The organism is Streptantibioticus cattleyicolor NRRL 8057 = DSM 46488 (genome assembly GCF_000240165.1).
In the GTDB taxonomy this organism is placed as follows: Bacteria; Actinomycetota; Actinomycetes; order Streptomycetales; family Streptomycetaceae; genus Streptantibioticus; species Streptantibioticus cattleyicolor.
This window is the reverse complement of sequence record NC_017586.1, coordinates 16,537-39,581: the sequence shown is the minus strand read 5'-3', so window position 1 is coordinate 39,581 and position 23,045 is coordinate 16,537. Positions and strand designations below refer to the sequence as shown.

The following is a 23,045-nucleotide window of genomic DNA, read 5'->3' as shown; positions in this document are numbered from 1 at the left end:
CCTCACCCCTCGGACGGCTCGTCCTGGCCGGTGGTGGGCAGCGCCGGATGGCGGCCGAGCACGAAGACCCCGGCCACCACCGCGCCGAGCCCGATCACCTCCCAGGCCAGCGCGCCCGGGCTGGTGTGCAGCCGGTCCCCGAGGAAGCCGATGCCGCAGGCGATCCCGGCCAGCGGCTCGGCCGCGGTCAGCGCGGGCAACGACATCCGCAGCGGCCCCGCCTCGAACGCGCTCTGCACCAGCAGCAGCCCGGTCACCGCCAGCACCACGATCACATACGGCTCCCAACTGGTCGCCAGCCCCAGGACGCCCGACTCGGCCACCACGTTGCTCGACGTGCGGGTCAGCGCGTCCTGCACCCCGTACAGCGCGCCCGCCGCCGCGGCCAGCAGCGGGGGCTCCTCGGCGATCCGCAGATGGCGGGCGACCACCACCATCAGCACCGCGACCCCCAGCACCACCCCGAAGACCAGCCAGTGACGCACCGCCCCCACGTGCGCCGTACCGCTGTGCGGCCGGCCCGCCAGGATGAACGCCGCCACCCCGCCGCTGAGCAGCGCCACCCCCGCCCATCCGGAGACCCCGAGCCGTTCCCCGCTCAGCCACCGGGCCAGCGCCATCGCGAACAGCAGATTGGTGGCGAGCAACGGCTCCACCCGGGACAGGTCACCGTGGGTCAGCGCCAGCACGCTGGCCAGCTGGCCCGCCACCATGCAGGCGATCCCGGCCAACCACAGCGGCTTGCGGACCAGGTCGAGCAGGAGCCGGAAGCGCAGCAGATCCGTCAGGGGCGCCTCCCGCGCCGCGTGCTGCTGGAGCACGAAACCCAGACCCAGCAGGCATGCGGCGACCACGCCGTAGACGTACACCATGCCCGACACACTCCCGTCCGCGGTCGCCCCGGCGCGGCCCCGACCCGCCCGCCGCCGCCATCATGGGCCGGTGACGCGCCGATCCTCGCGGGGACCCGCCGGAGCCGCCGCCACACCTCCCGGGTGCCCGCCCCGGTCGCGGCCACGCCACGGCGGCGGGGTCCGCCATCCGCCGGACGGCGACCCGCCGGGCGGACGACAGCGGCCCGTGGACGGTTTACCGGCCCGGGCGGACGGACACGTGCGGTGGGCGTCCGACGAGCCCGGGAGGTGGCGCATGCGGCTGTTGCTCGTTCACCCCAGCGCGTTGATGTATTCCGAGATCTTCCTCCGGCTCGAACCGCTGGGGCTGGAACGCGTGGCCGCCGCTGCCCGCGAGGACGGCCACGACGTACGGGTGGTCGACCTCCAGGTGGAGTCGCACGGCGCGCTCGCCCGCGAGGCCGCCTCGTTCGCCCCGCACGCCGTCGGCTTCTCCCTCAACTACCTCGCCAACATCCCCGAGGCCATCGACCTGGCCCGGCGCCTGAAGCAGACCGTGCCCGGGGTGTACGTCTTCTTCGGCGGCCACAGCGTCTCCTTCGTCGCCGACGAGGTGCTCCAGCAGGCCGAGGGCGCGGTGGACGCGGTGGTGCGCGGCGAGGGCGAGACCGCGATCGGCCCGCTGCTGGAGGCGGTACCCGACGGCGCCGCGCACACCGTCCCCGGGGTGGTCACCACCGAGGGACACGGCCCGCCGCCGCGCATGCTGCACTCCATCGACTCCCCGCGCCCCGCCCGCGACCTGCTGCGCCACCGCCGCCGCTACTTCATCGGCGAACTCGACCCCTGCGCCTCCATCGAGTTCACCCGGGGCTGCCCGTGGGACTGCTCGTTCTGCTCCGCCTGGACGTTCTACGGCCGCAGCTACCGCAAGGCGTCCCCGCGGGCCGCCGCCGAGGAACTCGCCACCGTACGCGAACGCAACGTCTTCATCGTGGACGACGTCGCCTTCATCCGCCCCGAACACGGCGACGCCATCGCCGCCGAACTGGAACGCCGCCGCATCCGCAAGCGCTACTACCTGGAGACCCGCAGCGACGTACTGCTGCGCAACACCGAGGTCTTCCGGCGCTGGCGGCGGCTGGGGCTGGCCTACATGTTCCTCGGCATGGAGGCGATCGACTCCGAGGGGCTCGACCTGTACCGCAAGCGCGTCAGCCCCGACGACAACTTCCGGGCCCTGGAGACGGCCCGGGCGATGGGCATCACGGTGGCCGTCAACCTCATCGTCGACCCCGCCTGGGACCTCGAACGCTTCCGGGTGGTGCGGGAGTTCGCGCTCGCCGTGCCGGAGATCGTCCACCTGACGGTGATGACGCCCTACCCCGGCACCGAGGTATGGCACACCGAGGCCCGCCGCCTGACCACCCGCGACTACCGGCTCTTCGACATCCAGCACGCCGTGGTCCCCACCACCCTCCCGCTCGACGTCTTCTACCGGGAACTGGTGCGCACCCAGTCCGTCATCAACCGCAAACACCTCGGCCTGCGCACCGCGCTGGGCGCCGCCCGGGTGCTCGCCGGGAACCTCGCCCGCGGCCAGACCAACTTCGCCCGCATGCTGTGGCGCTTCAACCACGTCTACAACCCGCGCCGCCAGCTCGCCGACCACGCCCGGCCGGTCCGCTACGAGCTGCCGCTGCCGCACCGCCTCGACGTCGGCGACCGCAAGCGGCTGTACGTGCACACCCGCCCCGCGGCCCACGGCGGCCAGCCGGTGTAAGGAGGCCGCCGCCGGGGCACCCGCGCAGCGTGGCGCACCCTCGCAACCCTGGAGGAGGAGCGATGACCACCCACGGGCAGGACAAGAGCGGCCCCTCGCGGGACGAGGCGGCCAAGCGGGACCTCGGCGGCGAACTGCGGGCGGGCCGTTCCACCCGCGCGGACGAGGCCCGCGAACCCGAGCCGTCCGGCGAGGACCAGCCGGACGTCGACCGCGCCCCCGACACCACGCTGACCGGCGGCACCCCGCCCGGCATGACCGCCGAGGACGTCGAGGTCCGGTCCGACCTGGCGCGGTTCCTGGGCCCCTCGGTCTTCCCGGCCGACCGCGCCGAGGTGCTGGCGGCGCTGGCGGGCAACCACGCCCCCGACCGGCTCGTCACGCTCGCCGGGTCCCTCCCCGCCGGCGAGACCTACCGCAACGTCCAGGACCTGATGCGCGCCCTCGGCTTCGGCGTCGAGGACCACCGCACCTGACGAGGGGCTGACGGGACCGGTCACGGGGTTCCGCGGCCGGCCCACGATCACGCCGCCGGGCGCCCGGTACGGAGCCGGCGGCGATGACACCTTGGCTTCGGCGCGACGCTGCCGTCCAGAGGCGGCGCCCGCGCGTCATGCGAGGGGTGTCAGTCCTCGCCTCGCACGATGTTCCACTCTCTGTCCGGGTCGGACGGCACCGGATGGACGCCCTCGCCGGACAGGCCGCTGTCGGCGGTCCTGTCCCGCTCGTCCTCGTTGCGTTCCGCGTGGTCGCCGGCGACCGGGCCGGACGTGACGCCTGTCATGGCCTTTCTCCTTGTCTCCCTGGGGGGGACGCTCTCGAGGCGCGGTCCGCGCGCCGGGGACGGTACGCGATCCACACCACACTGCTCAGACTCCTAACCGGGACAAAAACCATCGAACCCTCTTCTGTCCGGCTTCTCCCTCGGTTGCCCGCATCCGGATCCGCGGGCTCCCGGCGCCCGCCGCCCGTACCCGGCGCGTACGCCGCCGCACGCCGCGCCCGGAACGCGCCGGGCGCCGGGATTCACCACGGCGTGCCGGGAAACCCGTCGACCCATGGCAGCCAACCCGAAGCGACGTCACGGCCCGGGCCGCCGCCGGGCGCCCGAGCACCCCACCGACCTGCCGACCCGCTCCTGGTGGGCGGTGGTCCGCGGGACCGGACGGGAATTCCTCGCCGACGAACTCACCGACCGCGCCGCCGCCCTGACCTACTACGGCGTGCTGGCGCTCTTCCCCGCGCTGCTGGTGCTGGTCTCCCTGCTCGGACTGGCCGGTCACTCGGCCACCACCGCGGTCCTGGACAACCTGCGCCACCTCGCGCCCGGACCCGCCCGGGACGTGCTCACCCAGGCGGTCGGCCGGCTCGGCGGCAACCGGGCCACCGGGGGAGTGCTCGCCGTCGTCGGACTGCTCGGGGCGATCTGGTCGGCCTCCGGCTACCTCGGTGCCTTCATCCGGGCCGCCAACGCCGTCTACGACATCCGCGAGGGACGCCCGGCCTGGCTGGTCACCCCGCTGCGGGTGGCGCTCACCGTCGGCATGCTCCTGATGATCGCGGCCGGCGCGCTGATCGTGGTCTTCACCGGGCCGCTCGCCCGCCGGGCCGGCACCGTCCTCGGCATCGGCGACACCGCGGTGACGGTGTGGTCCATCGCCAAGTGGCCGGTGCTGGTGGTCCTCGTCGCGCTGATGATCGCCGTGCTCTACTGGGCCGCGCCCAACGTCCGCGGACGCGGCTGGCGCTGGGTGTCGCCCGGCAGCCTCCTGGCCGTACTGGTGTGGCTGGCCGTCTCCGCCGGGTTCGCCGGCTACGTGGCCAACTTCGGCTCCTACAACAAGACCTACGGCACCCTGGCCGGCGTCATCGTCTTCCTGGTGTGGCTGTGGCTGACCAACCTGGCGATCCTGCTGGGCCTGGAGTTCGACGCCGAACTCGCCCGCCGCCGCTCCGTCGAAGCCGGACACCCGCCCGGCCGCGAACCCTACGTCGAACCCCGCGACACCCGCACCTGGCCGGACCCGGCCGACAACGACGACCCCGGCCGCTGACCCGGCGGCCCGGCCGGGGTCACCCGGCGCGGATCAGCCGCCCGGTGACCCCGCTCGGGGTGACCCGCACCAGGAGGTTGCGCTCGCCGCCCGGCCACGGCCGCGGTACGACGCCGGGCGGCAGCAGGTCGGCCGCCTCCGCCTCGGTGATCTCCTCCGCCGCGCCGGAGACCAGGACGCTCCACCCCTGGCTGAGCGCGTCGTCGACCTGGTCGACCTCGAAGGAGATCTTCCGGCCCACCGCCGCCGCCGGTGCCGCGTCGGGCGCCGTGCGGTAGACGATGGTGTCGTCCTCGGCCACCACGTAGTTCACCGGGAAGACCGCGGGACCGGCCTCGGTGGGGACCGCGACCCGGCCCACCCCGCGATCCCGCAGCCGCGTCCGGCACTCGTCCGCCGACAACTCCTCCAACTCCGGCCGGGCCAGCGGCGGCGACTGCCCCGGCGGAACGTCCACCTGGCCGCCGCGCAACTCGTCCACCGAGGTCTGCAACGCCCCGGCCAGCCTGATCAGGCCGCCCACGTCCACGTCCCCCGGCTGCTCCTCCACGTAGCGCAGATACCCCGGGGCCATCCCGGCGCGGGACGCGGCCTCCTCCCGGGTGAGCCCCAGCTCCTGCCGCCGCAGGGCCACCCGCCTGCCGATGTCACCGGGGTGCGGCCGTTGCCGCCGTGTCTCCCGCGACGTGTCACGCCTTTCCTCGGACACGGTGACGCACCTCCTGCCTGCACGGTCGTGGGCCCCCGTCGGAACGGCGGTCGTGGGCCCCCGTCGGAACGGGTACCCCGCGGGCGTCCGGCCACCCCGGCGCTCAACGGGCGCGGATGCCGTTCTCCCACGCCCACGCGGCGATCTCGACGCGGTTGCGGGACCCGAGCTTGCGCTGGATGTTGCCCAGATGCGTCTTGACGGTGGAGAGCGACACGTGGAGCGCCTCGGCCGCCTCCTCGTTGGTCAGGCCCCGGGCGACCATGGCGATCACCTCCAGTTCACGCGGGGTCGGCGGCTCGGCCGGGGGCGGCGCGGCGGGCGGGGCCGGGGGAGCGGCGGCCATGTGCTTGAGCAGGCGCACGGTGATAGACGGCGAGATCAGCGAGTCACCCGAGGCCGCGGCCCTGACCGCCTCCACCAGCAGGGCGGGGGAGCAGTCCTTGAGCAGGAAGCCGCAGGCACCGTTGCGCAGCGCCCGGTAGACGTACTCGTCGAGGTCGAAGGTGGTGGCGATGACCACCTTCAGCGGCTCGGCGGCGTCGGGTCCGGCGAGCCGCGCGGTGGCCTCCAGCCCGTCCATCCCCGGCATGCGGATGTCGAACAGGCAGACGTCCGGGCGCAGCCGGCGGGCCTCGGCGACCGCGACCACACCGTCCGCGGCCTCGCCGACCACCTCGATGTCGGGCTGGGAGCCGAGGATCATCCGGTAGGCGGAGCGGAGCATCTCCTGGTCGTCGGCGAGCAGCACGCGGATCGTCATGGCGGTCATCGTGCCAGGCCGTCGCCGCCCGGCGACCGGGGCGTCTCCAGCGGCAGCTCCGCGCGGACCTCCCACCCCGCCCCCGGCCGGGGACCCGCGCTGAGGTGTCCGCCGAGCGCCGTGACGCGTTCGGTCAGGCCGACGATGCCGAACCCGGCGCCCGGTCCGGCGGCGGGCCCCGGCGCGTCGTCGGTGACCCGCACCACCAGCCGCCCCGGATCACCGGCGAGCGGCGCCACCTCGACGCACGCCCGACGCGCACCGCAGGCGTGCTTGCGCACGTTGGTCAGCGCCTCCTGGACGACCCGGTGCACGGTGGCCGCGACATCCGGCGCCAACGGACGGGCGGTGAGCGCCGGATCCACGGTGAGGGAGACGTCGGGGCCGGCCGTGCCGCCGGTCTCCACCAGCTCCCGCAGACCCGCCAGATGCCGCGCCGGACTCAACGGCGCCGGATCACCGGGGTCGCGCAGCACACCCACCATGGCGCGCATCGACTCCATCGCCTGGCGTCCCGCCGCCTCCACGGCCGCCAGCCGCTCGTCCAACTCCCGCGCGGTCAGCGGTCGGCCCGCCGCCGTCACGAAACGCACCGCCTTCACCTGCGCGTTGATCGCGGTGATGTGATGGCCCACGAAGTCGTGCAGATCCCGGGCGTACTCCAGCCGCTGCGCCCGCAGCCGGGCGTCGCGCTCCCGGTCCCGTACCGAATCCAGCAGCCGCAGGTACGCCCCGAGGACGACCATCAGCGCCCCGGCCAGCAGCAGCGGCGGCGCCCCGAACGTAACGGCCGTGGAGTACTCGCCGGAGGGCAACCGCAGCAGCGCCAGCGGCGCCGCCAGCCACGCCCCGGCGGCCAGCGGCACCATCCGGCGCGGCGGCCGATGACGCACCGCGCGCGCCGTCAGCAGCAGCAGCGCCGCCATCTCCACCAGCCCCGGGGTGTGTTCGGGCCGGTGCCGCGAGAGCGTCCCGGCCACCGAGAGCACACCCGACGCCACGACGGCCGCCACCCCGGCGGGCCACAACAGACGCACCGGCACCACCAGCGCCGCCACGCACGACACCCCGGTGACCGCCATCGCCACCGTCACCGGCCAGAACGCGGCGTCCAGCGCCTCGGCCACGACCGCCGCCACCACGACGGCGGCCCCCACGGCGGACACCCACCGGCGGAGCGGCGACCAGGTGGCGAAGACGTCCTTCACCGCGACGGCATCAAGGGCAGCGCTGCGACTCATGGCGTCCACGGTACGAACCCGCCCCCGCCCCCCACCTCGGCCGATCGGCCGAGCCACCCGCCCGCGCCGTTCGGCAGTTCGGCCGATCCGCCGGCCACCGGCCCGCGGCCACCATCGGTACGTACCCCCCCAGCCGATCCGTGAAGGACCCGATGTTCCGCACCGCTTGGCGCTCGGTGTGCGCGCACAAGGCCAGACTGGCGATGACCGTGCTCGCGGTCGCGCTCGGCACCGCCTTCGTCTGCGCCACCCTCGTCCTCACCGCCACCGTCTCGGCCGATGTCACCCGGGCCTACCGCGCCGGCCCCGGCGGGCCCGACGTGGTGGTCCGCTCCGACGACACCGCCGGCCCGCCGTCCCGGGGCGAGCCCGCGCTGCCGCGCGGCACCCTGGAACGGCTGCGCCGGCTCCCCGAGGCGGCGGCCGTCACCGGCGTCGCCACCGGGTACACCGCCATCGGCTGCCCGGACGGCCGCCCGGCGGGCGACGGAGCGGCCTCCGTCGGCACCGGCTGGACCCGGCTCGGCCCCGCCCCCGCCGCACCGCGCTACACCTTCACCGCCGGAGGTTCGCCGTCCCGCCCCGGTGAGATCGCCGTCGACGCCGCCACCGCGGCCCGCTGCGGCTACCGCGTCGGGGACACCGCCCGCATCTCCCTGACCGGCCCCGGCCTGCGCGCCCGCATCACCGGCGTCCTCACCACGACCGATCCCGCCACCGCGGCCGGCGGCACCCTGGTGGTCTTCGACCCGGCCACCGCGCAACGCCGGTTCGCCGCCCCGGGGCGCTGGACCGAGATCGACGTCGAGGCGGCGCACGGCGTCTCCGCGCGGCGGCTGCTGGACGCCGCCACGGCCGTGCTGCCCCCGCACGCCGTCGCCGTCACCGGGGCCTCGCTCGCCGCCGACCGTGCGTTGAGCGCCAGATCCTCGGTGGACGCGCTGTGCACCACCTTGCTGTCGTTCGCCGCCGTCGCCCTGTTCGTGTGCTGCTTCCTGATTGCCAACACCTTCACCATGCTCGTCGCCCAGCGCACCCGGGAGACCGGGCTGCTGCGGGCGGTCGGCGCCTCCCGCCGCCAGGTCACCGCCCGGGTGCTGACCGAGGCGCTGGTGGTCGGGGCGGCGGCCTCGCTCGCCGGGGTGGCCGCCGGGATCGCACTGGCCGCGGCCTTGCGCCCGTACGCCGGGGCGCTGGACAAGGGGGCGGCGCTGCCCTCCGGCGGTCCGCTCAGCGTGCCCTGGTACACACTGGCCGTACCGTTGCTGGCCGGGGTGGCGACCACTTTGGCCGCCTCCTGGCTGCCGGCCCGCCGGGCGGCCCGGATCGCACCGCTGGCCGCGCTGCGCGCCACGCACGCCCCGGCCCCGGGACGCACCACGCTGGTGCGGGGTGTCGTCGGCGCGCTGCTGACCACGTCCGGGGTGGCCGCGGTGCTCGGCGGCGCCGCCATGCGCCGGGTGCAGGACGGCGCCCCGGTGCTCACCCTGGGCGCCGTCGCGGCCACCACCGGCGCCGTCGCCCTGCTGCCGCTGCTGCTGCGTCCGGTCCACGCCGTGGCGGCTCCGGCGCTGCGGGCCACCGGCACCGCCGGCGCCCTCGCCGCCCGCACCAGCGCCCGCGACGTACGCCGGGTGTGCGCCGCCGCCGCGCCCCTGGTGATCGGGGTGACCCTGGTGGCCGCGCTCACCATGGTCGCCGCCGGCAGCCAGGCAGCCGCCGACGAACAGGGCGCCCACGTGCTCACCGCCGACTACCAGGTCACCATGGACGACCTCGGCCCGCTCTCCGACGGCGTCGAACGCACCCTCGCCGCCACCCCCGGGGTCACCGCCACCGCCTCGGTGCGGGAGGCGAGCGCCACCGTCGACGGCACCGACGAGTACGTCACCGCCCTCCCGGCCCGGGCCGTGCCCGCCCTGCTGCGTCCCCGGTTCACCGCCGGCGGCCCGCGCGGCTTCGGCGGCACCGGCGTCCTCGTCTCCGACGACCAGGCCACCGCGAACGGCTGGACCGTCGGCACCCGGCTGCCCGCCCGCCTGCCCGACGGCACCCGGGTCCGCCTCACCGTGGTCGGCGTCTACCGCTCCGACGACCTGCTGACCGGCGTCCTCCTCGACTCCGCCGAACTGGCCGGACACGGCACCGCCGTCACCAAACGGGTCCTCGTCACCACCGACCGCCCGGCCGGCCCCGCCGTGCGCGCCGCCCTCTCCCGCGCCCTCGGCGACAGTCCGGCGCTGCGCGTCGACAGCTCCGACGACCTGTCCCGGGCCTCCGCCGACGCCACCCGGCGCATGCTCGGCCTGCCCTACGGACTGCTGGGGGTCTCCGTCGCCGTCGCCTTCCTGGGCATCGCCAACACCCTGGCGCTGTCGGTCACCGAGCGGCGCCGGGAGATCGGGATGCTGCGGGCGATCGGCATGGACCGTGCCGGGGTGCGCGCGATGGTGCGCTGGGAGGCGGTCTTCATCACGTTCTTCGGCGGCGCGGTCGGCATGGCGCTGGGGGTCTTCGTGGGGTGGGCGGCGGGCCGGCTGCTCGGCGGCGGACTGGTGGGGTACTCGTACGCGCTGCCCGTGCCACGGCTGCTGACCGTGGTGGCCGCGGCGGCCCTGGCCGGGGTGGCCGCCTCGCTGTGGCCCGCGCACCGGGCCGCCCGTACCGAGGTGCTCGCCGCCGTCGGCGCCGAGTAGCGACCGGTGTCGGGCGGCCCCGGAGGGGTAGTCGGTCGGCACCGGGGCGGGGACGCCCGTCCGGCCCCCCACGAACGCGGCAGGAGGATGATCGACGTGGTCGACTACCAGGCGACGCGCACCATCGACGCGCGTCCGGAACGTGTCTTCGCCGAGGCGTCCGACCCCAGGACGCTGGACCACTGGCTCCCGCGTGGCGTGCACGTGGAGTCGGCACGGCTGCCCGAGGTGACCGTCAGCCACGGCGAACCGGCCGAGCGGGACCGCGCCCTGATGCGTACCGAGGACGACCGGCTCCGCGTGGAGTGGGGCACCCGGGACAGCAGCGAGTACGCGGGATGGCTCCAGGTCGCCGCCGGTGCCGCCGGGTCCAGCGAGGTCACCGTCCATCTGACGTTCCGCGACCCCGGCCACGCCCCGCCGGGCGGCCAGGTCGAGGCGGCGTTGGGGCAGAGCCTGGACCGCCTCGCCGACCAGGTTCGGCAGCACGGCGAGCGGCCCCGCTGACCGATGCCGCCGGGCCCCGCGACCTTTCGGATCGCGGGGCCCGGCGGTGGTGTGGTCGATGCCGGACGGTGTCAGGTGCGGTCCGGCTTGATGGCGTCCTTGGCCTTCTCCGCGGACTGCCGCAGGTTTCCCTTGGTGCGGTCGGCACGGCCGCGCGCGGCCATGCTCTCGTCGTCCGTGGCCCGGCCGGTGGCTTCCTTCAGCTTCCCCTTGAGCTCGTTCTTCTTGCCTTCGGCCTTCTTCTCGCGGCTCATCGTCGCCTTCTTTCGTCGGCTCGTGTCCGTTCGGCGCACGCCTACCCGGCCGTCCGCGTGCCATGCGGGGCGTCCGTGACCGGCCCGGGGCGCGGTTTTCCTCCGGGCGCCCGGGGCAGTCGGGAGGCATGGACCATTCCAAGGTGCCGGTACTCGACGCGTTGGCCGCATACCACCGGACCGGGCAGGTGCCGTTCACCCCGCCCGGCCACAAGCAGGCCCGGGGCGCCGACCCGCGGGTGCGGGAGGTGCTGGGGGACGCCGTCTTCCACTCCGACGTGCTGGCCACCAGCGGGCTGGACGACCGCACCTCCTCGCAGGGGGTGCTGGAGCAGGCCCAGGAGCTGATGGCCGACGCCGTCGGGGCCGATCACACGTTCTTCTCCACCTGCGGCAGCTCGCTGTCGGTCAAGGCGGCCATGCTGTCGGTGGCCGGCCCGCACGAGAAGCTGGTGGTGGGCCGGGACGCGCACAAGTCGGTGGTCTCCGGACTCATCCTGTCCGGGGTGCGGCCGATCTGGGCGGACCCGCAGTGGGACCCGGAACTCCATCTGGCCCACCCGCCGTCCGCCGCGTCGTTCGAGGCCGCCTTCGAGGAACACCCCGACGCCCGCGGCGCGTTGATCACCAGCCCCACCCCGTACGGCACCTGCGCCGATCTGACCGGGGTCGCCGAGGTCTGCCACGCGCGCGGCAAACCGCTGATCGTGGACGAGGCGTGGGGCGCCCATCTGCCGTTCCACCCGAAGCTGCCGAAGTGGGCGATGGACGCCGGGGCCGATGTGTGCGTCACCTCGGTGCACAAGATGGGTTCCGGACTGGAACAGGGGTCGGTCTTCCACCTCCAGGGCGACCTGATCGCCCCCGAGGTGCTCAAGGAACGCGCCGACCTGCTCGGCACCACCAGCCCGTCGGTGCTGCTGTACGCCGCGCTCGACGGCTGGCGCAGGCAGATGGTGGAACACGGCCGCCACCTGTACGACAAGGCGCTGGCGCTCGCCGCCGAGGTACGCGAAGGCGTCGACCGGATCGACGGCATGCACGTGCACGGCCGCGCCGACTTCTGCGCCCCCGGCCGGGCCGCCGACCTCGACCCGCTCCAGGTCATCGTGGACATCTCGGCGCTGGGCACCACCGGCTACCGGGCCGCCGACTGGCTGCGCGAGCGGCACCACATCAACCTGCACCTGTCCGACCACCGCCGGATCAGCGCCCAGCTGACCCACGCCGACGACGAGAACAGCGCCAAGACGCTGCTGCGTGCCCTGCACGACCTGGCCGAGCACGCCCCGGCGCTGCGCACGGACGCCACCGTGGAGGTGCCGGACCCGGAGCAACTGCGGCTGGAACAGGTGCTGTTGCCCAGGGACGCCTTCTTCGGCCGGGTGGAGCAGGTGCCGTGGGAGAAGGCGGCCGGGCGGGTCGCCGCCGAGATGCTCACCCCCTATCCGCCCGGCATCCCGGTGGTGGTGCCCGGCCAGCGGCTCACCATGGACATCCTGCGGTACCTGCGCACCGGCGTGGACGCGGGCATGGTGGTGCCGGACGCGGCGGACACCGAGGTCAAGAGCGTGCGGGTGTCCACCGAGGAGTGAGGTCACTCCGGCACCGCGGTGTCCACCGGGTACGGCGGCCGGCCGGTGCCCATGACCCGGTAGCGCTCCCACAGATCAGGCTCGGACAGCTCGCCGCGGGCCTCGCCGTGCGGGGTGCGGATCAGCGTGGCGGCCCGTTCGTCGCCGAGCGCGGCGGCCAGTTCCGGATGGCGGGTTATGCGGCCGTACCAGTGGTAGCGGCCGTCGATCGGCTGGAAGTAGCCGCGCAGTCGCACGGTGACGGTGAACTCCCGGCCGCCGGCCACCACGGTGGCGGGCCCGAAGTAGCCGTCGTCGTGCGGCCGTTGGGTGGTGGCGGTGGTCGGTACGCGGGACACGGGCGGCTCCTCGGTCTCGGTCGGTCGCGGGTTCAGCCGGTGGTGGCGGGGTCGAGGACGACGCCGTGCTGCCGCAGGTATCCGTCGACGGCGGCCCACACCATGGCGGTCAGCTGGTCCACCACTTCGGTACGGGTCATCGGGCGTTCCCGCCCCCACCACTGGGCGGTGCCGTGCACCATGCCCACGGTGGCGTGGGCCCATGCCTCGGCGCCCCGGGTGCCCAGGCCGAGGGCGCGCAGCCGCTCGCCGTACACCCCGGTCAGCGCGGCGGCCACCCGTGCCCGTCCGGTCGGCGTGGCGTCGCCGGGGCGGGACAGCAGGTGGGGGTAGTCCTCCAGCATCGAGAAGAAGGCGTCCAGGGCGCCGCGGACGCGGGCGACCGGCGGCACCGGGGCGGTGAGCGCGGGCATCAGCCGGTCCAGCAGGATGCGGGTGAGGCGCTGCTGCACGGCGTCGAGCAGGTCGGCCTTGTCGGCGAACTGCCGGTACAGCACCGGCTTGGTGACCCCGGCCTCCGCCGCCACCAGCGCGATCCGCAGATCCGGCCCGTGCTCGGCGGCCACCCGCACCGCCGCGTCGATGAACTCCTCGCGGCGCGCGGCCCGGTGTGAACTCCACCGTGCGCTGCGGCCGTCGGCGGCCCGGCCGCCGCCCGCCGCTGCCGGTCCGAAGGCCCCGGACCCCTTGACTGTCGCGGTCATGCGCTAGATGCTACCCAAGGTAACAGTTACCTGAAGTAACAAATCCGGCCGACCGCCGACCACCGCCCGGCCGGAGACACAGCAGTCTGGTGAGGGAGTGAGCCACGATGGCCCGTGCGCTGCCGGAGACCAGGGCCGGTGACCGGGAGAAGACCGCCGAACGGCTGCTGAAGTCCTCGGCACGGAAGTTCTACGACCCCGACGTCGACATCGACTGGGACGCCCCCCTGGTCGACGGCAAGAGCTACCTGCTGCCGCACCGGATCTCCCTCTACGGCACCGACCTGTGGGACGGCCTCACCGAACGGCAGCGCCTCGACCTCGGCCGCCACGAGGCCGCCACCGTCGCCAGCGTCGGCCTGTGGTTCGAGATCCTGCTGATGCAGATGCTCCTCAAGGCCGCCTACAACGGCGAACCCACCAGCCGCCACGTCCGCTACGCGCTCACCGAGGTCGCCGAGGAGTGCCGGCACGTCACCATGTTCGCCCGCATGGTCGACCGCATCGACTGCCCCGCCTACGGCCCCCAGCCCTACGTCCGCCAACTCGCCAAGATCCTGCCCACCATCGCGTACGGCCCGGCGATGTTCGGCTCCATCCTGGTGGCCGAGGAGGTCCTCGACCGGCTCCAGCGCGAAATGGTCAACGACGACTCCGTGCAGCCGCTGATGCGCATGGTCAACCGCATCCACATCCTCGAAGAGGCCCGGCACGTCACCTTCGCCCGCGAGGAGGTCCGCCGCGGCATGGCCGGACTCGGCCGCGCCGAACTGCGCTACCAGCGCTTCCTGATCGCCCTCGTCTCCTTCTTCATCTGCCGCAGCCTGATCCACCCCCGCGCCTACGCCGCCATCGGCCTCGACCCCCGGCAGGCCTGGCACACCGCGCTCGCCAACCCCCACTACCAGGCGAGCATGCGGTTCGCCGGCGAACGCATCGTCGCCTTCCTCGACGAGACCGGCCTGATCGGCGCCCCCGGCATGGCGCTGTGGCGCAAGACCTTCCTGCTCCCCGCCGGCTGGTGACCACCCCCCGCGACCCGGCCACCGTCACGCCGATGCGCCACCCGGCTTCCGCACCCGCCCCGCCACGCGTCCAATGGACCACGGCACGGCGGCCGGACCGGAAGGGGTGTAACGGGTGGCCGGAGAACGCGACACGGCACACCAGGGCGGCGGTCACCTCGCGGTGGCCGACGAGCCCGTCGAGGTACGCGACGAACTGCTGGCCGCGCGGGCGGCCGAAGGCGACGAGGACGCCTTCGAGGAACTGGTGCGCCGCCACGGCCCGGCGATGTTCTCCCTGGCCGTACGGTTGCTCGGCAGCCGCGCGGACGCCGAGGACGCCGTGCAGGAGGCGTTCGTCAGCGCCTGGCGCAGACTCCCGGACTTCCGCGCCGACGCCCGCTTCCGCACCTGGCTGTACCGCATCGTCACCAACCGCTGCCTCAACCAGCTCCGGGCCCGCCGCCCCGAACGCGACCTGACCGCCGCCCCCGAACCCACCGCCCCGGAACACCAGGCGTCACCGGTACGCGCGGCCGAGTCGGCGGCGGCCCGCGCCCAGCTCGCCGAGGCCCTCGACGGGCTCAGCCCCGAACAACGCGCCTGCTGGGTGCTGCGCGAACTGCACGGCCTGTCCTACGAGCAGATCGCGGAGGTCGTCCGGATCAGCGAGCATGCTGTACGGGGCAGGATCTTCCGGGCCCGCCGGTACCTGACGGAGGCGATGGGCGCGTGGCGTTGAGCAGCGAGGACCCGACCCCCGGCGGCACGCCGCACGACGACGGCCGTCCGCATCCGCCACGGCCCGGCGACACCGAACCGGAGGAGACACTCCCGTGCGGCCGGTCGCTGCCCCACGTGTGGGAGTACGCCGACGACCCGACGGCCGCCGGCCCCGAGGACACCGCCCACCTGCGTGACTGCCCGCACTGCCGGGAAGCGCTCGCCGGACTGCGGGCCCTGGACGACTACGTACGCCGTGCCGAAGGCGACGAGGCCGACGGCGCCGAACGCACCCTCCCCGAGGCCACCCGGCACACCGAAGGCATCACCGCCCGCGTGATGGACCTGGTGCGCGCCGAGACCCGGCCCGGCCGCGCCCTCGCCCTCGGCGGCGCCGCCGACGACGCCTGGATCGCCGAGGCCGCCGCCGCCAAGGTCTTCCGCGCCGCCGCCGAAACCCTCCCCGGCGTCCAGGCCGGCAGCTGCCGGATCGCCCCCGCCGACCCCGGCACCGCACCGGCCCCGGCCACCCGGTGGCACCGCGTCCCGCCCGGCCCGCTGCGGGTCGCCCTCGACGTGGTGGTCAGCCCCCGGTGGACCGCCCACGACGTCTCCGCCGCCATCCGCGAACGCGTCACCGCCGCCGCCCACGACACCATCGGCGGACTGACCCTCGCCGCCGTCGACGTGCACGTGCTCGACCTGCTCGACGACACACCACCGGACCCGGGCCGAGGACGGCGGCCATGACCGGCCGTCCGGCCGTCCGCGCCGCGTTGACAGCCACCGCCGCCGACACCGCGCGGCGGGTACCCGGCGTCGCCTTCCTGCGCCCGGCCTTCACCGGACTGCTGCGCCGCCCGGCCGCGACCGGCGACCGCGCCGCCGTACGCGCCGAACGGCTGACCGCCACCCCGCCCGACTGGCGGCTCCACGTCCACCTCGCCGTCGCCCACGGCCACCGCGCCCTCGACGTGGCCCGCGACGTCCGCGCCACGGTGACCCACGCGGCCGGCACCGCACTCGCCGAAGCCGGACAGCCCGACGCGACGGTCCGCGTCACCGTCACCGTCACCAACATCACGTGAGCCGCCCCGCCACGGACACCGGCCTCAGCGCGCCGGCCCCGCCTGCCCGGCCCGCTCCCGCGCCGCCTCCACCAGCACCCCCGCCGTCTCCGGGGTCAGCTCCAGATGGTGGGCGATCCACGCCCGGTCGTACCCCTGGGTGGCCAGCACCCACGCGGTACGCAACCGGTTCAGGTCCGGCGCGTCCGGACCGCGCAGCAGCGGGCGGATCCGCTCGGCCGGGAACCCGCTGAGCGCCTCCGCACTGAACAACCCCTCGTCGCCCGGGAGCGGCGGCCCCCGGCGCCCGCCCCCGCGCCCGGGACGGCACCGCACACACCACACCACCGCGGCCACCGCGAAAGCCAGCAGACACCCGCCGAGCACCGCGCCACCCACCACCGGCCGGTCCGGCGGCGCGACCGCACGCACCACCAACACCTCGGCCACCCCCACCGCCACGACCGCCAACATGGCCATGACCTCGGCGTTCCACCGGCGTGGTGCCGTCCGCATGACACCTCCCTCCCCTCCATGGTGGACCCACGCGACACACTCCGCCGCCCCGACCGCACACCTGTCCGTATCCGGCGGCGGACTCTCCTCTAGGCTGACCCCCCATGGGGGACGACGGCACGGCGCGACGGTGGAGCGGACTGCCCGCATGGGCCCGGCGGGTCCTCGCGGTGTACATGATCGGCTTCCTGGAAGGCAGTTGCGCCCACCTCGTCGACCTCGCCCGCGGCGGCCTGCACGCCTACGACGGCTACGCCGACCCGCTGCTCCAGGCGTTCTTCCTCGCCCTGGTGGTGCTCGACCCGCTGGTCGTGGTGCTCGTCGGCCTCGCCCGCACCTGGGGCGTACGGCTGGCCGCCGTGGTGACGACGCTCGACGTCACCGGCAACTGGATCGGCAACTGGGGCCTGGTGCAGCACGACGCCACCTTGGTGCTGCGCCCCGTCGGACTGCTGCCGATCACCCTGTTCGGGCTCTTCGTCGTCGCCTCCGCCGGGCCGGTGCACCGCGCGCTCACCACGGCACGCCGCACGATCCGCGCCACCGCCGACGTCCGGTAGCCACCCCGCCGCGCCGCCCGGCACGGCGCCTTGCGACGCACCGCACCGCACGCGGCACCGGTCACCCCGCCGCGCACGACATCCCGGCCAGCGCCAGCCGGTGCCGGTGGTGCTCGCCCAGCCCGGCCAGATCCAGCGGGATCCCCAACTCCCGGCAGCGTTCGCACCACTCGGCGAGGAACACCACCGCCGCGGCGTCCAGATGCGGCACCCCGGACAGCTCCAGCCGCACCCGGCGCACCCCCGCCCGCACCCCATCCTTCGCGGAGCGCAGCACCCCCAGCACGGCGGGCTGGATCCGCCCCGAGACGGTGAGGGTCAGCACGCCGCCGTCCATCGACACGCAGGCGTCGAACGCCGCGTCCGCCCCGCCGGACGGCCGGGTGCCCGGCCCCGGTGCCGCCGTGCGCTCCGTCGCAGTCATCGTGCCCCTTCCTTCCCCTGGTGTCGGACGGCCGCCGCTCGGCCCTTCCACCTACTTGGACACCGCCGGGGCGCCGTACCTCACGCCCGGCGCGGAAAAAACCGTGACCGGTGCTGCACCGCCCACCATCGACGCCCACGCGCCCGGCTCGTACCCTGGCGACCGTGCACATCTGTTTCGTCTGCAGCGGAAACATCTGCCGGTCGCCCTCGGCGGCCCTGGTCCTCACCGAGCACCTGCGCCGGGCCGGCCTCGCCGGACGGGTACGGGTCACCAGCGCCGGCATCGGGCCCTGGCACGTCGGCGAGGCCATGGACGAACGGGCCGCGGCGGCCCTGCTGCGCCACGGATACCCCACCGCGCACGTGGCCGCCCAGGTCGGCCCCGAGCACCTCGACGCCGATCTGCTGCTGGCGATGGACTCCGGCCACGACAAGGCGCTGCGCCGCCTCGTCGACGATCCGCCGCGGGTACGGATGCTGCGCTCCTTCGACCCGGACGCCACCGGCGACCTCGACGTGCCCGACCCCTACTACGGCGGCCCGCGCGGCTTCGACGAGGTGCTGCGGATGATCGAGGCGGCCATGCCGGGACTGCTGGCCTGGGTACGCGCCCGGATCGCGGCGTGACGGCCGGCCGCCCCGGCGACGATCCGGTAGCCGCCGTCAGCGAGTTGACGAAACGTCAGGTCATCTCGGCGCGCCAGCTGTCCGGCTCGCTCACCGAGGCCGTACTCGACGACGGCACCACCGTGATGGTCAAGGGCGGCAACGGGCCGGGCGCCACCACCGCCGAAGCGGCCGGACTGCGCTGGCTCGCCGCCACCGGCACCGTCCCCGTGCCCGCCGTACGCGGCCACGACGTCCACTGGCTGGTCATCGACCGCGTCACCGAGGGCCGGCCGGACCCGGTGGCCGCCGAACGCCTCGGCCGCCGGCTCGCCGCCCTGCACGCCGCCGGCGCCCCCGCCTTCGGCGCCGCCCCGCCCGGCGGACCCACCGACGCCTGGATCGGCCTGGCCCCCATGCGCAACGTCCCCGGCACCGACTGGCCGGGCTGGTACGCCGAACACCGCGTGCTGCCGTATCTGCGCACCGCCGTCGACCACGGCGTCCTCGACCACCGCGAAGCAGGCACCGTCGAACGCCTCTGCGAACACCTGCCCCGGCTCGCCGGACCCGCCGAACCCCCGGCCCGGCTCCACGGCGACCTGTGGAACGGCAACGTGCTGTGGGGCCCGGACGGGCAGGCCGCCCTCATCGACCCGGCGGCCCACGGCGGCCACCGCGAGACCGACCTCGCCATGCTCCACCTGTTCGGCTGCCCCCACCTGGACCGGATCCTCGCCGGCTACCAGGACACCGCCCCGCTCGCCGACGGCTGGCGGGACCGGATCGGCGTGCACCAGCTCTTCCCGCTGCTGGTGCACGCCGTGCTCTTCGGCCGCGGCTACGCCCGGCAGGCGGTCACCGCGGCCGAGGAGGCGCTGCGCCGCGTATGACACCCGCCGGTGACCGCGGTACCCCGCGCGCCGCCTCCCCGGCGCGCCCCGTTACCGGAAAGGCTGGTCGATGACTCAGGCGTTCGGCTCCTACCAGAACGAGATCTACCTCGACGGACTGCGCGGCGTCCTCCCCCGCTTCCCGATGGCCCACGCGGAACTGGCGGCGAAGGCAGAAGCCGCGATGGCCCCCGCGGTGTGGTCCTACGTCGCCGGCGGCGCGGGCGACGAGCACACCCAGCGGGCCAACGTGACCGCCTTCGAACGGTGGGGCCTGGTGCCCCGGATGCTCGTCGGCGCAGCCCACCGCGACCTGACCGTCGAGCTGTTCGGCACCACCTTGCCCGCACCGCTGCTGATGGCACCCATCGGCGTCCTCGGCATCTGCGCCCAGGACGGCCACGGCGACCTCGCCGCCGCCCGCGCCGCCGCCCGCACCGGCGTACCGATGATCGCCTCCACCCTTGCCACCGACCCGCTGGAAGAGGTCGCCGCGGCGCTCGGCGACACCCCCGGCTACTTCCAGCTCTACACCCCGACCGACCGCGAACTGGCCGAAAGCCTGGTGCGCCGGGCCGAGAACGCCGGCTTCGAGGCCATCGTCGTCACCCTCGACACCTGGGTCACCGGCTGGCGCCCCCGCGACCTGAGCACCGCCAACTTCCCCCAACTGCGCGGCCACTGCCTGGCCAACTACACCAGCGACCCGGTCTTCCGGTCCCGCCTGCCGCGCACCCCCGAGGACGACCCGCAAGGCGCCGTCCTCCACTGGACGCAGATCTTCGGCAACCCCCTCACCTGGGACGACCTGCCGTGGCTGCGTTCGCTGACCACACTTCCGCTGGTACTCAAAGGCCTATGCCACCCCGACGACGTCCGGCGCGCCAAGGACGGCGGCGTGGACGCCGTCTACTGCTCCAACCACGGCGGCCGGCAGGCCAACGGCGGGCTGCCGGCGCTCGACGCGCTGCCCGGCGTGGTGGAGGCCGCCGACGGACTGCCGGTGTTGTTCGACTCCGGGGTACGCAGCGGCGCCGATGTCGTCAAGGCGATCGCCCTGGGCGCCACCGGGGTCGCCGTCGGCCGCCCCTACGCCTACGGGCTCGCCCTCGGCGGCACCGACGGCGTCGTCCACGTGCTCCGTTCGCTGCTGGCCGAAGCCGACCTCGTCATGGCGGTCGACGGCTACCGCGCACTCGCCGACCTCACCCCCGGTTCCCTGCGGCGGGTCGGCTGAACCCGACCCCACCTTGACGGGTGAAAAACGAAACGTCACGGATGACGTCCCGAGGGGTCCTCCCCGGTGAAGACAGCCCGCCGCCGGACGCTATGTTCCCGGCGGCCGGGGCGAGTTGACACCCGGCCCGCCGCCCCCGCGCACCCGGCGCGTTGCCTGGTTCCCGTGGCGTGACGGCGCCGCCGGGGCGTCCGGGCGGGCGGTGCCGGGGACGGCGGGGGAGGGGTGTTGTGTTGTGCCGGAGCGACCCCGCACGCCGGTTTCGCCGGTACCGGATTGGTGACCTGGTGCTGAGGTGTGCCGGAAAGCGCATAGAGTTGTCGCCCGGGGGGCATGCAACCGCGGTGCGGTACAGCCAAGAAGAGGTGACTGACGATGGCAACCATCGACACACATGACAGCGTCGAGGCGACGATCGACCTGTTGCGGGCCGAGCTTCCCCAACTGGAAGCCCGGCGGAACACATTGGAGGAGGACCTGGCCGGTGTCACGGCCCGGCTGGAGCTGGTGCGGACCGCGCTGAGCAGTCTGCGTTCGCTCACTGGCGAGCCGGCCCCGAAGGCGGCGGAGCGGACCGCGCCGGCGGCGGAGACCCCGGCCGCGGCTGACAAGGCATCGGATTCCGCCGCCGAGGCGTCGGCCGCCGAGGCCCCGGCGCGGTCCGCGGCCGACGAGGCGTCGGTGCCGGCGCCGCGGCGGGAGGGCGAGGAGGCGTCGGCCGCGACCCGTCCGGCGGGCCGCAAGTCCACCGCGGCCAAGTCGAAGTCCGCCACCAAGGCCAAGCCGGCCGGCAAGGCCGCCGCGGCGAAGCCGGCCGCGAAGGCCAAGCCGGCGGCGAAGTCCGCCACCAAGGCGGCCGGCACCGCCAAGGCGGAGCGCAAGGCCCCCGCCGCCAAGCCGGCCAAGAAGGCAGCGCCCAAGAAGCGCGTCCAGGGGCTGACCGACGGCGTGGTGGAGTGCCTGGCCAACGCCAAGGCGCCGATGCGGGCCCGCGAGGTCGCCGAGGCGCTCGGCCGCGACACCACCACCGGCAGTGTCAACGCCGTGCGCACCGCTCTGGAGCGCCTGGTCAAGGCGTCCCGCGCGCAGCGCACCGGCCGCGGTCTGTACCTGTCCGCCGCCGCGAGCTGACCCGCGAGGCAGCCGGCCGCTCCCCCCGGCGTCCTCCGGTCGCACCACGCACCGGAGACGACCGGGGGACGGCCCCGCCCGCACCCGACGCAACGTCAGCCCCGCCCGGACCCGTTACCGGACGGCCGACACAGCATCAGCTCACGCCGTCCACCGCCGCCACCGGCCCGGCGCCCCGCCCCCGTGGCATCAGCGCCGCGTACCCCGACGCCGCGATCAGCAGCACCCCGCCCATCGCACCGGTCAGCAACGGCACGGCGAGCGCCGAGGCCGCCCCGGTGAGCGCGGCACCACAGGCAGCCGCCGAGATCTTCAGCCCGGCGCCCACCGTGAAGACCTGGGTACGCGTCCCCGGCGGCGCGTGGTCCGCCCGGATCCGCAACGTCGCCCCGAGCAACGGCCCGTCCCACGCACCGGCCGCCGCGAACAGCAGTACGTCCCCGGTGAACGACGGCACCAGCGCCACACCCCCCAGACACACCCCGGTGCCCAGCAGACCGAGCAGCGCCACCCGCCGCGCCGGCCACGCCGACGGCAGCCGGGCCATCACCAGCGAACCGGCGAGCCCGCCGACCGCGAAGGCGGTGACTGGAACCCCACCGGCCCCCGGATGCCCGCGCTCCGCCGCGAGCAGCGCCGCCACCGTGGTCAGACCCCCGGTGGCAAGACACGCCAACGACGTCCCCACGGTGACCGCCCGCAGCTCCCGCACCCGCCACACCGCCACGAGCCCGGCCCACACACCCGGCCGTGCCGCCGTCCCATCGGCCGCCTCCCCGCCGGCCGGACGCGGCACGGTGACCGCACCCGCCGCCGCACCCGTCGCCGCGCCCGCCAGCAGCAGCACCGCAGCCGCCGGTGACACCACACCCGCGACCACCCCCACCAGCGCCGGCCCGGTGACCGAGGCCGCGTCGTAGACCGCCGCGTCCCACGCGCAGGCCCGCGCCCGCCGCGGACCGGGCGGCGCCAGCGACGCCACCACACTCGACAGCCCCCCGGAGACCACCGGACCGCACGCACCCCCGGCCACCGCCACCGCGACCGTCACCCCGGTCGGCGCCCGGCCCACCAGCAGCCCCAGCGCACCGATCGCCACCGCGAACCCGCCCAGCGCGCCCACCCGGAACAGACGCGGACGCCGCACCCGGGCCGCCAGCGCCCCCGCCACCGGCGCGGCCAGTGCGTGCGGGGCCATCCACGCCGTCAGCACGAAGGCACCGTCCGCCGCCGATCCGGTCCGACGCAACGCCAGCAGCACCACGGCCACCGCCATGCCCTCCTCCGCCAGCCTGGCCAGGAACGCCGTGGCCAGACAACGCCGCACCCCGCCCGACACCTCACCCACCCCTCACTCGTAACGGCTTATGTCAAAAAGACGTTA

Annotated in this window: 26 protein-coding genes; 15 read left to right on the top strand and 11 right to left on the bottom strand. The window is 75.0% G+C overall.

The annotated features are described in order from the left end of the window. Window positions 1-2: 2 nt before the first annotated feature. Window positions 3-872, bottom strand: a complete 870-nt coding sequence (locus SCATT_RS00195; RefSeq protein ID WP_014140821.1) for a DMT family transporter — start codon at window positions 870-872, stop codon at window positions 3-5. Between the two features lie 277 nt (window positions 873-1,149). Between SCATT_RS00195 and hpnR the strand changes: the two genes are divergently transcribed. Together hpnR and SCATT_RS00185 are read left to right on the top strand one after the other, a co-directional pair. Beyond that, window positions 1,150-2,637, top strand: a complete 1,488-nt coding sequence (hpnR, locus tag SCATT_RS00190) for a hopanoid C-3 methylase HpnR (RefSeq protein ID WP_014140820.1) — start codon at window positions 1,150-1,152, stop codon at window positions 2,635-2,637. 62 nt (window positions 2,638-2,699) lie between these two features. Further along, on the top strand, window positions 2,700-3,113 hold the full coding sequence (locus tag SCATT_RS00185; RefSeq protein ID WP_014140819.1) for a DUF2795 domain-containing protein: 414 nt from the start codon (window positions 2,700-2,702) through the stop codon (window positions 3,111-3,113). A gap of 149 nt (window positions 3,114-3,262) precedes the next feature. Here the strand turns inward: SCATT_RS00185 and SCATT_RS38845 are convergent, their stop codons facing one another. After that, a complete protein-coding gene (locus SCATT_RS38845) occupies window positions 3,263-3,421 on the bottom strand; it encodes a hypothetical protein (protein ID WP_014140818.1) in 159 nt (52 codons plus the stop codon). A gap of 274 nt (window positions 3,422-3,695) precedes the next feature. Here SCATT_RS38845 and SCATT_RS00180 point away from each other — a divergent pair, with 274 nt between their 5' ends. Next, window positions 3,696-4,691 (top strand): YihY/virulence factor BrkB family protein, encoded by a 996-nt coding sequence (locus tag SCATT_RS00180; RefSeq protein ID WP_014140817.1) that lies wholly within the window; start codon window positions 3,696-3,698, stop codon window positions 4,689-4,691. A 19-nt stretch (window positions 4,692-4,710) separates the two neighbouring features. On the opposite strand, the gene SCATT_RS00175 is transcribed toward SCATT_RS00180, so the two are convergent. The 3 genes from SCATT_RS00175 to SCATT_RS00165 form a co-directional block, all read right to left on the bottom strand. Then, window positions 4,711-5,400: a helix-turn-helix domain-containing protein gene (locus tag SCATT_RS00175; RefSeq protein WP_014140816.1), complete on the bottom strand. Its 690-nt coding sequence runs from the start codon at window positions 5,398-5,400 to the stop codon at window positions 4,711-4,713. A 103-nt stretch (window positions 5,401-5,503) separates the two neighbouring features. Beyond that, window positions 5,504-6,172, bottom strand: a complete 669-nt coding sequence (locus SCATT_RS00170) for a response regulator transcription factor (protein ID WP_014140815.1) — start codon at window positions 6,170-6,172, stop codon at window positions 5,504-5,506. Then, window positions 6,169-7,404, bottom strand: coding sequence for a sensor histidine kinase (locus SCATT_RS00165; RefSeq protein ID WP_014140814.1), 1,236 nt, complete (start codon window positions 7,402-7,404; stop codon window positions 6,169-6,171). The genes SCATT_RS00170 and SCATT_RS00165 overlap by 4 nt, the downstream gene beginning before the upstream one ends. Window positions 7,405-7,556: 152 nt before the next feature. Between SCATT_RS00165 and SCATT_RS00160 the strand changes: the two genes are divergently transcribed. Both SCATT_RS00160 and SCATT_RS00155 read left to right on the top strand, forming a co-directional pair. Further along, a complete protein-coding gene (locus SCATT_RS00160) occupies window positions 7,557-10,100 on the top strand; it encodes an FtsX-like permease family protein (RefSeq protein WP_014627204.1) in 2,544 nt (847 codons plus the stop codon). Between the two features lie 87 nt (window positions 10,101-10,187). After that, entirely contained in the window at window positions 10,188-10,607 is a 420-nt protein-coding gene (locus SCATT_RS00155) for an SRPBCC family protein (protein ID WP_014627203.1), read from the top strand. Between the two features lie 71 nt (window positions 10,608-10,678). Here SCATT_RS00155 and SCATT_RS00150 read toward each other — a convergent pair whose 3' ends face one another. After that, on the bottom strand, window positions 10,679-10,861 hold the full coding sequence (locus SCATT_RS00150; protein ID WP_014140811.1) for a CsbD family protein: 183 nt from the start codon (window positions 10,859-10,861) through the stop codon (window positions 10,679-10,681). Window positions 10,862-10,989: 128 nt separating this feature from the next. Between SCATT_RS00150 and SCATT_RS00145 the strand changes: the two genes are divergently transcribed. Further along, a complete protein-coding gene (locus tag SCATT_RS00145; protein WP_014140810.1) occupies window positions 10,990-12,456 on the top strand; it encodes an aminotransferase class I/II-fold pyridoxal phosphate-dependent enzyme in 1,467 nt (488 codons plus the stop codon). A gap of 2 nt (window positions 12,457-12,458) precedes the next feature. Here SCATT_RS00145 and SCATT_RS00140 read toward each other — a convergent pair whose 3' ends face one another. Then, window positions 12,459-12,794: a DUF4873 domain-containing protein gene (locus tag SCATT_RS00140; RefSeq protein ID WP_014140809.1), complete on the bottom strand. Its 336-nt coding sequence runs from the start codon at window positions 12,792-12,794 to the stop codon at window positions 12,459-12,461. A gap of 32 nt (window positions 12,795-12,826) precedes the next feature. After that, window positions 12,827-13,498 carry a TetR/AcrR family transcriptional regulator gene (locus SCATT_RS00135; protein WP_014140808.1) on the bottom strand — a complete coding sequence of 224 codons (672 nt, stop codon included), beginning with the start codon at window positions 13,496-13,498 and terminating at the stop codon, window positions 12,827-12,829. Between the two features lie 107 nt (window positions 13,499-13,605). Between SCATT_RS00135 and SCATT_RS00130 the strand changes: the two genes are divergently transcribed. From SCATT_RS00130 to SCATT_RS00115, 4 genes are all read left to right on the top strand, one after another. After that, window positions 13,606-14,523 carry an AurF N-oxygenase family protein gene (locus tag SCATT_RS00130; RefSeq protein WP_014140807.1) on the top strand — a complete coding sequence of 306 codons (918 nt, stop codon included), beginning with the start codon at window positions 13,606-13,608 and terminating at the stop codon, window positions 14,521-14,523. A gap of 115 nt (window positions 14,524-14,638) precedes the next feature. Continuing rightward, window positions 14,639-15,244 (top strand): RNA polymerase sigma factor, encoded by a 606-nt coding sequence (locus SCATT_RS00125; RefSeq protein ID WP_014140806.1) that lies wholly within the window; start codon window positions 14,639-14,641, stop codon window positions 15,242-15,244. After that, window positions 15,235-15,975 (top strand): hypothetical protein, encoded by a 741-nt coding sequence (locus tag SCATT_RS00120; RefSeq protein ID WP_014627201.1) that lies wholly within the window; start codon window positions 15,235-15,237, stop codon window positions 15,973-15,975. The genes SCATT_RS00125 and SCATT_RS00120 overlap by 10 nt, the downstream gene beginning before the upstream one ends. Further along, window positions 15,972-16,313, top strand: a complete 342-nt coding sequence (locus SCATT_RS00115) for a hypothetical protein (RefSeq protein ID WP_014140804.1) — start codon at window positions 15,972-15,974, stop codon at window positions 16,311-16,313. The genes SCATT_RS00120 and SCATT_RS00115 overlap by 4 nt, the downstream gene beginning before the upstream one ends. Window positions 16,314-16,337: 24 nt before the next feature. Here SCATT_RS00115 and SCATT_RS00110 read toward each other — a convergent pair whose 3' ends face one another. Then, entirely contained in the window at window positions 16,338-16,808 is a 471-nt protein-coding gene (locus SCATT_RS00110; protein ID WP_014140803.1) for a hypothetical protein, read from the bottom strand. 104 nt (window positions 16,809-16,912) lie between these two features. Here SCATT_RS00110 and SCATT_RS00105 point away from each other — a divergent pair, with 104 nt between their 5' ends. Continuing rightward, on the top strand, window positions 16,913-17,368 hold the full coding sequence (locus SCATT_RS00105; RefSeq protein ID WP_014140802.1) for a hypothetical protein: 456 nt from the start codon (window positions 16,913-16,915) through the stop codon (window positions 17,366-17,368). 61 nt (window positions 17,369-17,429) lie between these two features. Here the strand turns inward: SCATT_RS00105 and SCATT_RS00100 are convergent, their stop codons facing one another. Further along, window positions 17,430-17,792 (bottom strand): STAS domain-containing protein, encoded by a 363-nt coding sequence (locus tag SCATT_RS00100; RefSeq protein ID WP_014140801.1) that lies wholly within the window; start codon window positions 17,790-17,792, stop codon window positions 17,430-17,432. Window positions 17,793-17,956: 164 nt separating this feature from the next. Here SCATT_RS00100 and SCATT_RS00095 point away from each other — a divergent pair, with 164 nt between their 5' ends. The 4 genes from SCATT_RS00095 (at window position 17,957) to SCATT_RS00080 (ending at window position 21,661) form a co-directional block, all read left to right on the top strand. Further along, window positions 17,957-18,421, top strand: coding sequence for a low molecular weight protein-tyrosine-phosphatase (locus tag SCATT_RS00095; RefSeq protein ID WP_014140800.1), 465 nt, complete (start codon window positions 17,957-17,959; stop codon window positions 18,419-18,421). After that, the gene (locus SCATT_RS00090) at window positions 18,418-19,293 is read left to right on the top strand and encodes a fructosamine kinase family protein (protein ID WP_014140799.1); all 876 of its coding nucleotides are present in this window, start codon (window positions 18,418-18,420) and stop codon (window positions 19,291-19,293) included. Before SCATT_RS00095 ends, SCATT_RS00090 begins: the two co-directional genes overlap by 4 nt. Window positions 19,294-19,363: 70 nt before the next feature. Continuing rightward, window positions 19,364-20,530 carry an alpha-hydroxy-acid oxidizing protein gene (locus tag SCATT_RS00085; protein ID WP_014140798.1) on the top strand — a complete coding sequence of 389 codons (1,167 nt, stop codon included), beginning with the start codon at window positions 19,364-19,366 and terminating at the stop codon, window positions 20,528-20,530. A gap of 375 nt (window positions 20,531-20,905) precedes the next feature. Next, the gene (locus SCATT_RS00080; RefSeq protein ID WP_014140797.1) at window positions 20,906-21,661 is read left to right on the top strand and encodes a hypothetical protein; all 756 of its coding nucleotides are present in this window, start codon (window positions 20,906-20,908) and stop codon (window positions 21,659-21,661) included. 136 nt (window positions 21,662-21,797) lie between these two features. Here the strand turns inward: SCATT_RS00080 and SCATT_RS00075 are convergent, their stop codons facing one another. Next, entirely contained in the window at window positions 21,798-23,009 is a 1,212-nt protein-coding gene (locus SCATT_RS00075) for an MFS transporter (protein WP_014140796.1), read from the bottom strand. Between the last annotated feature and the right edge of the window lie 36 nt (window positions 23,010-23,045).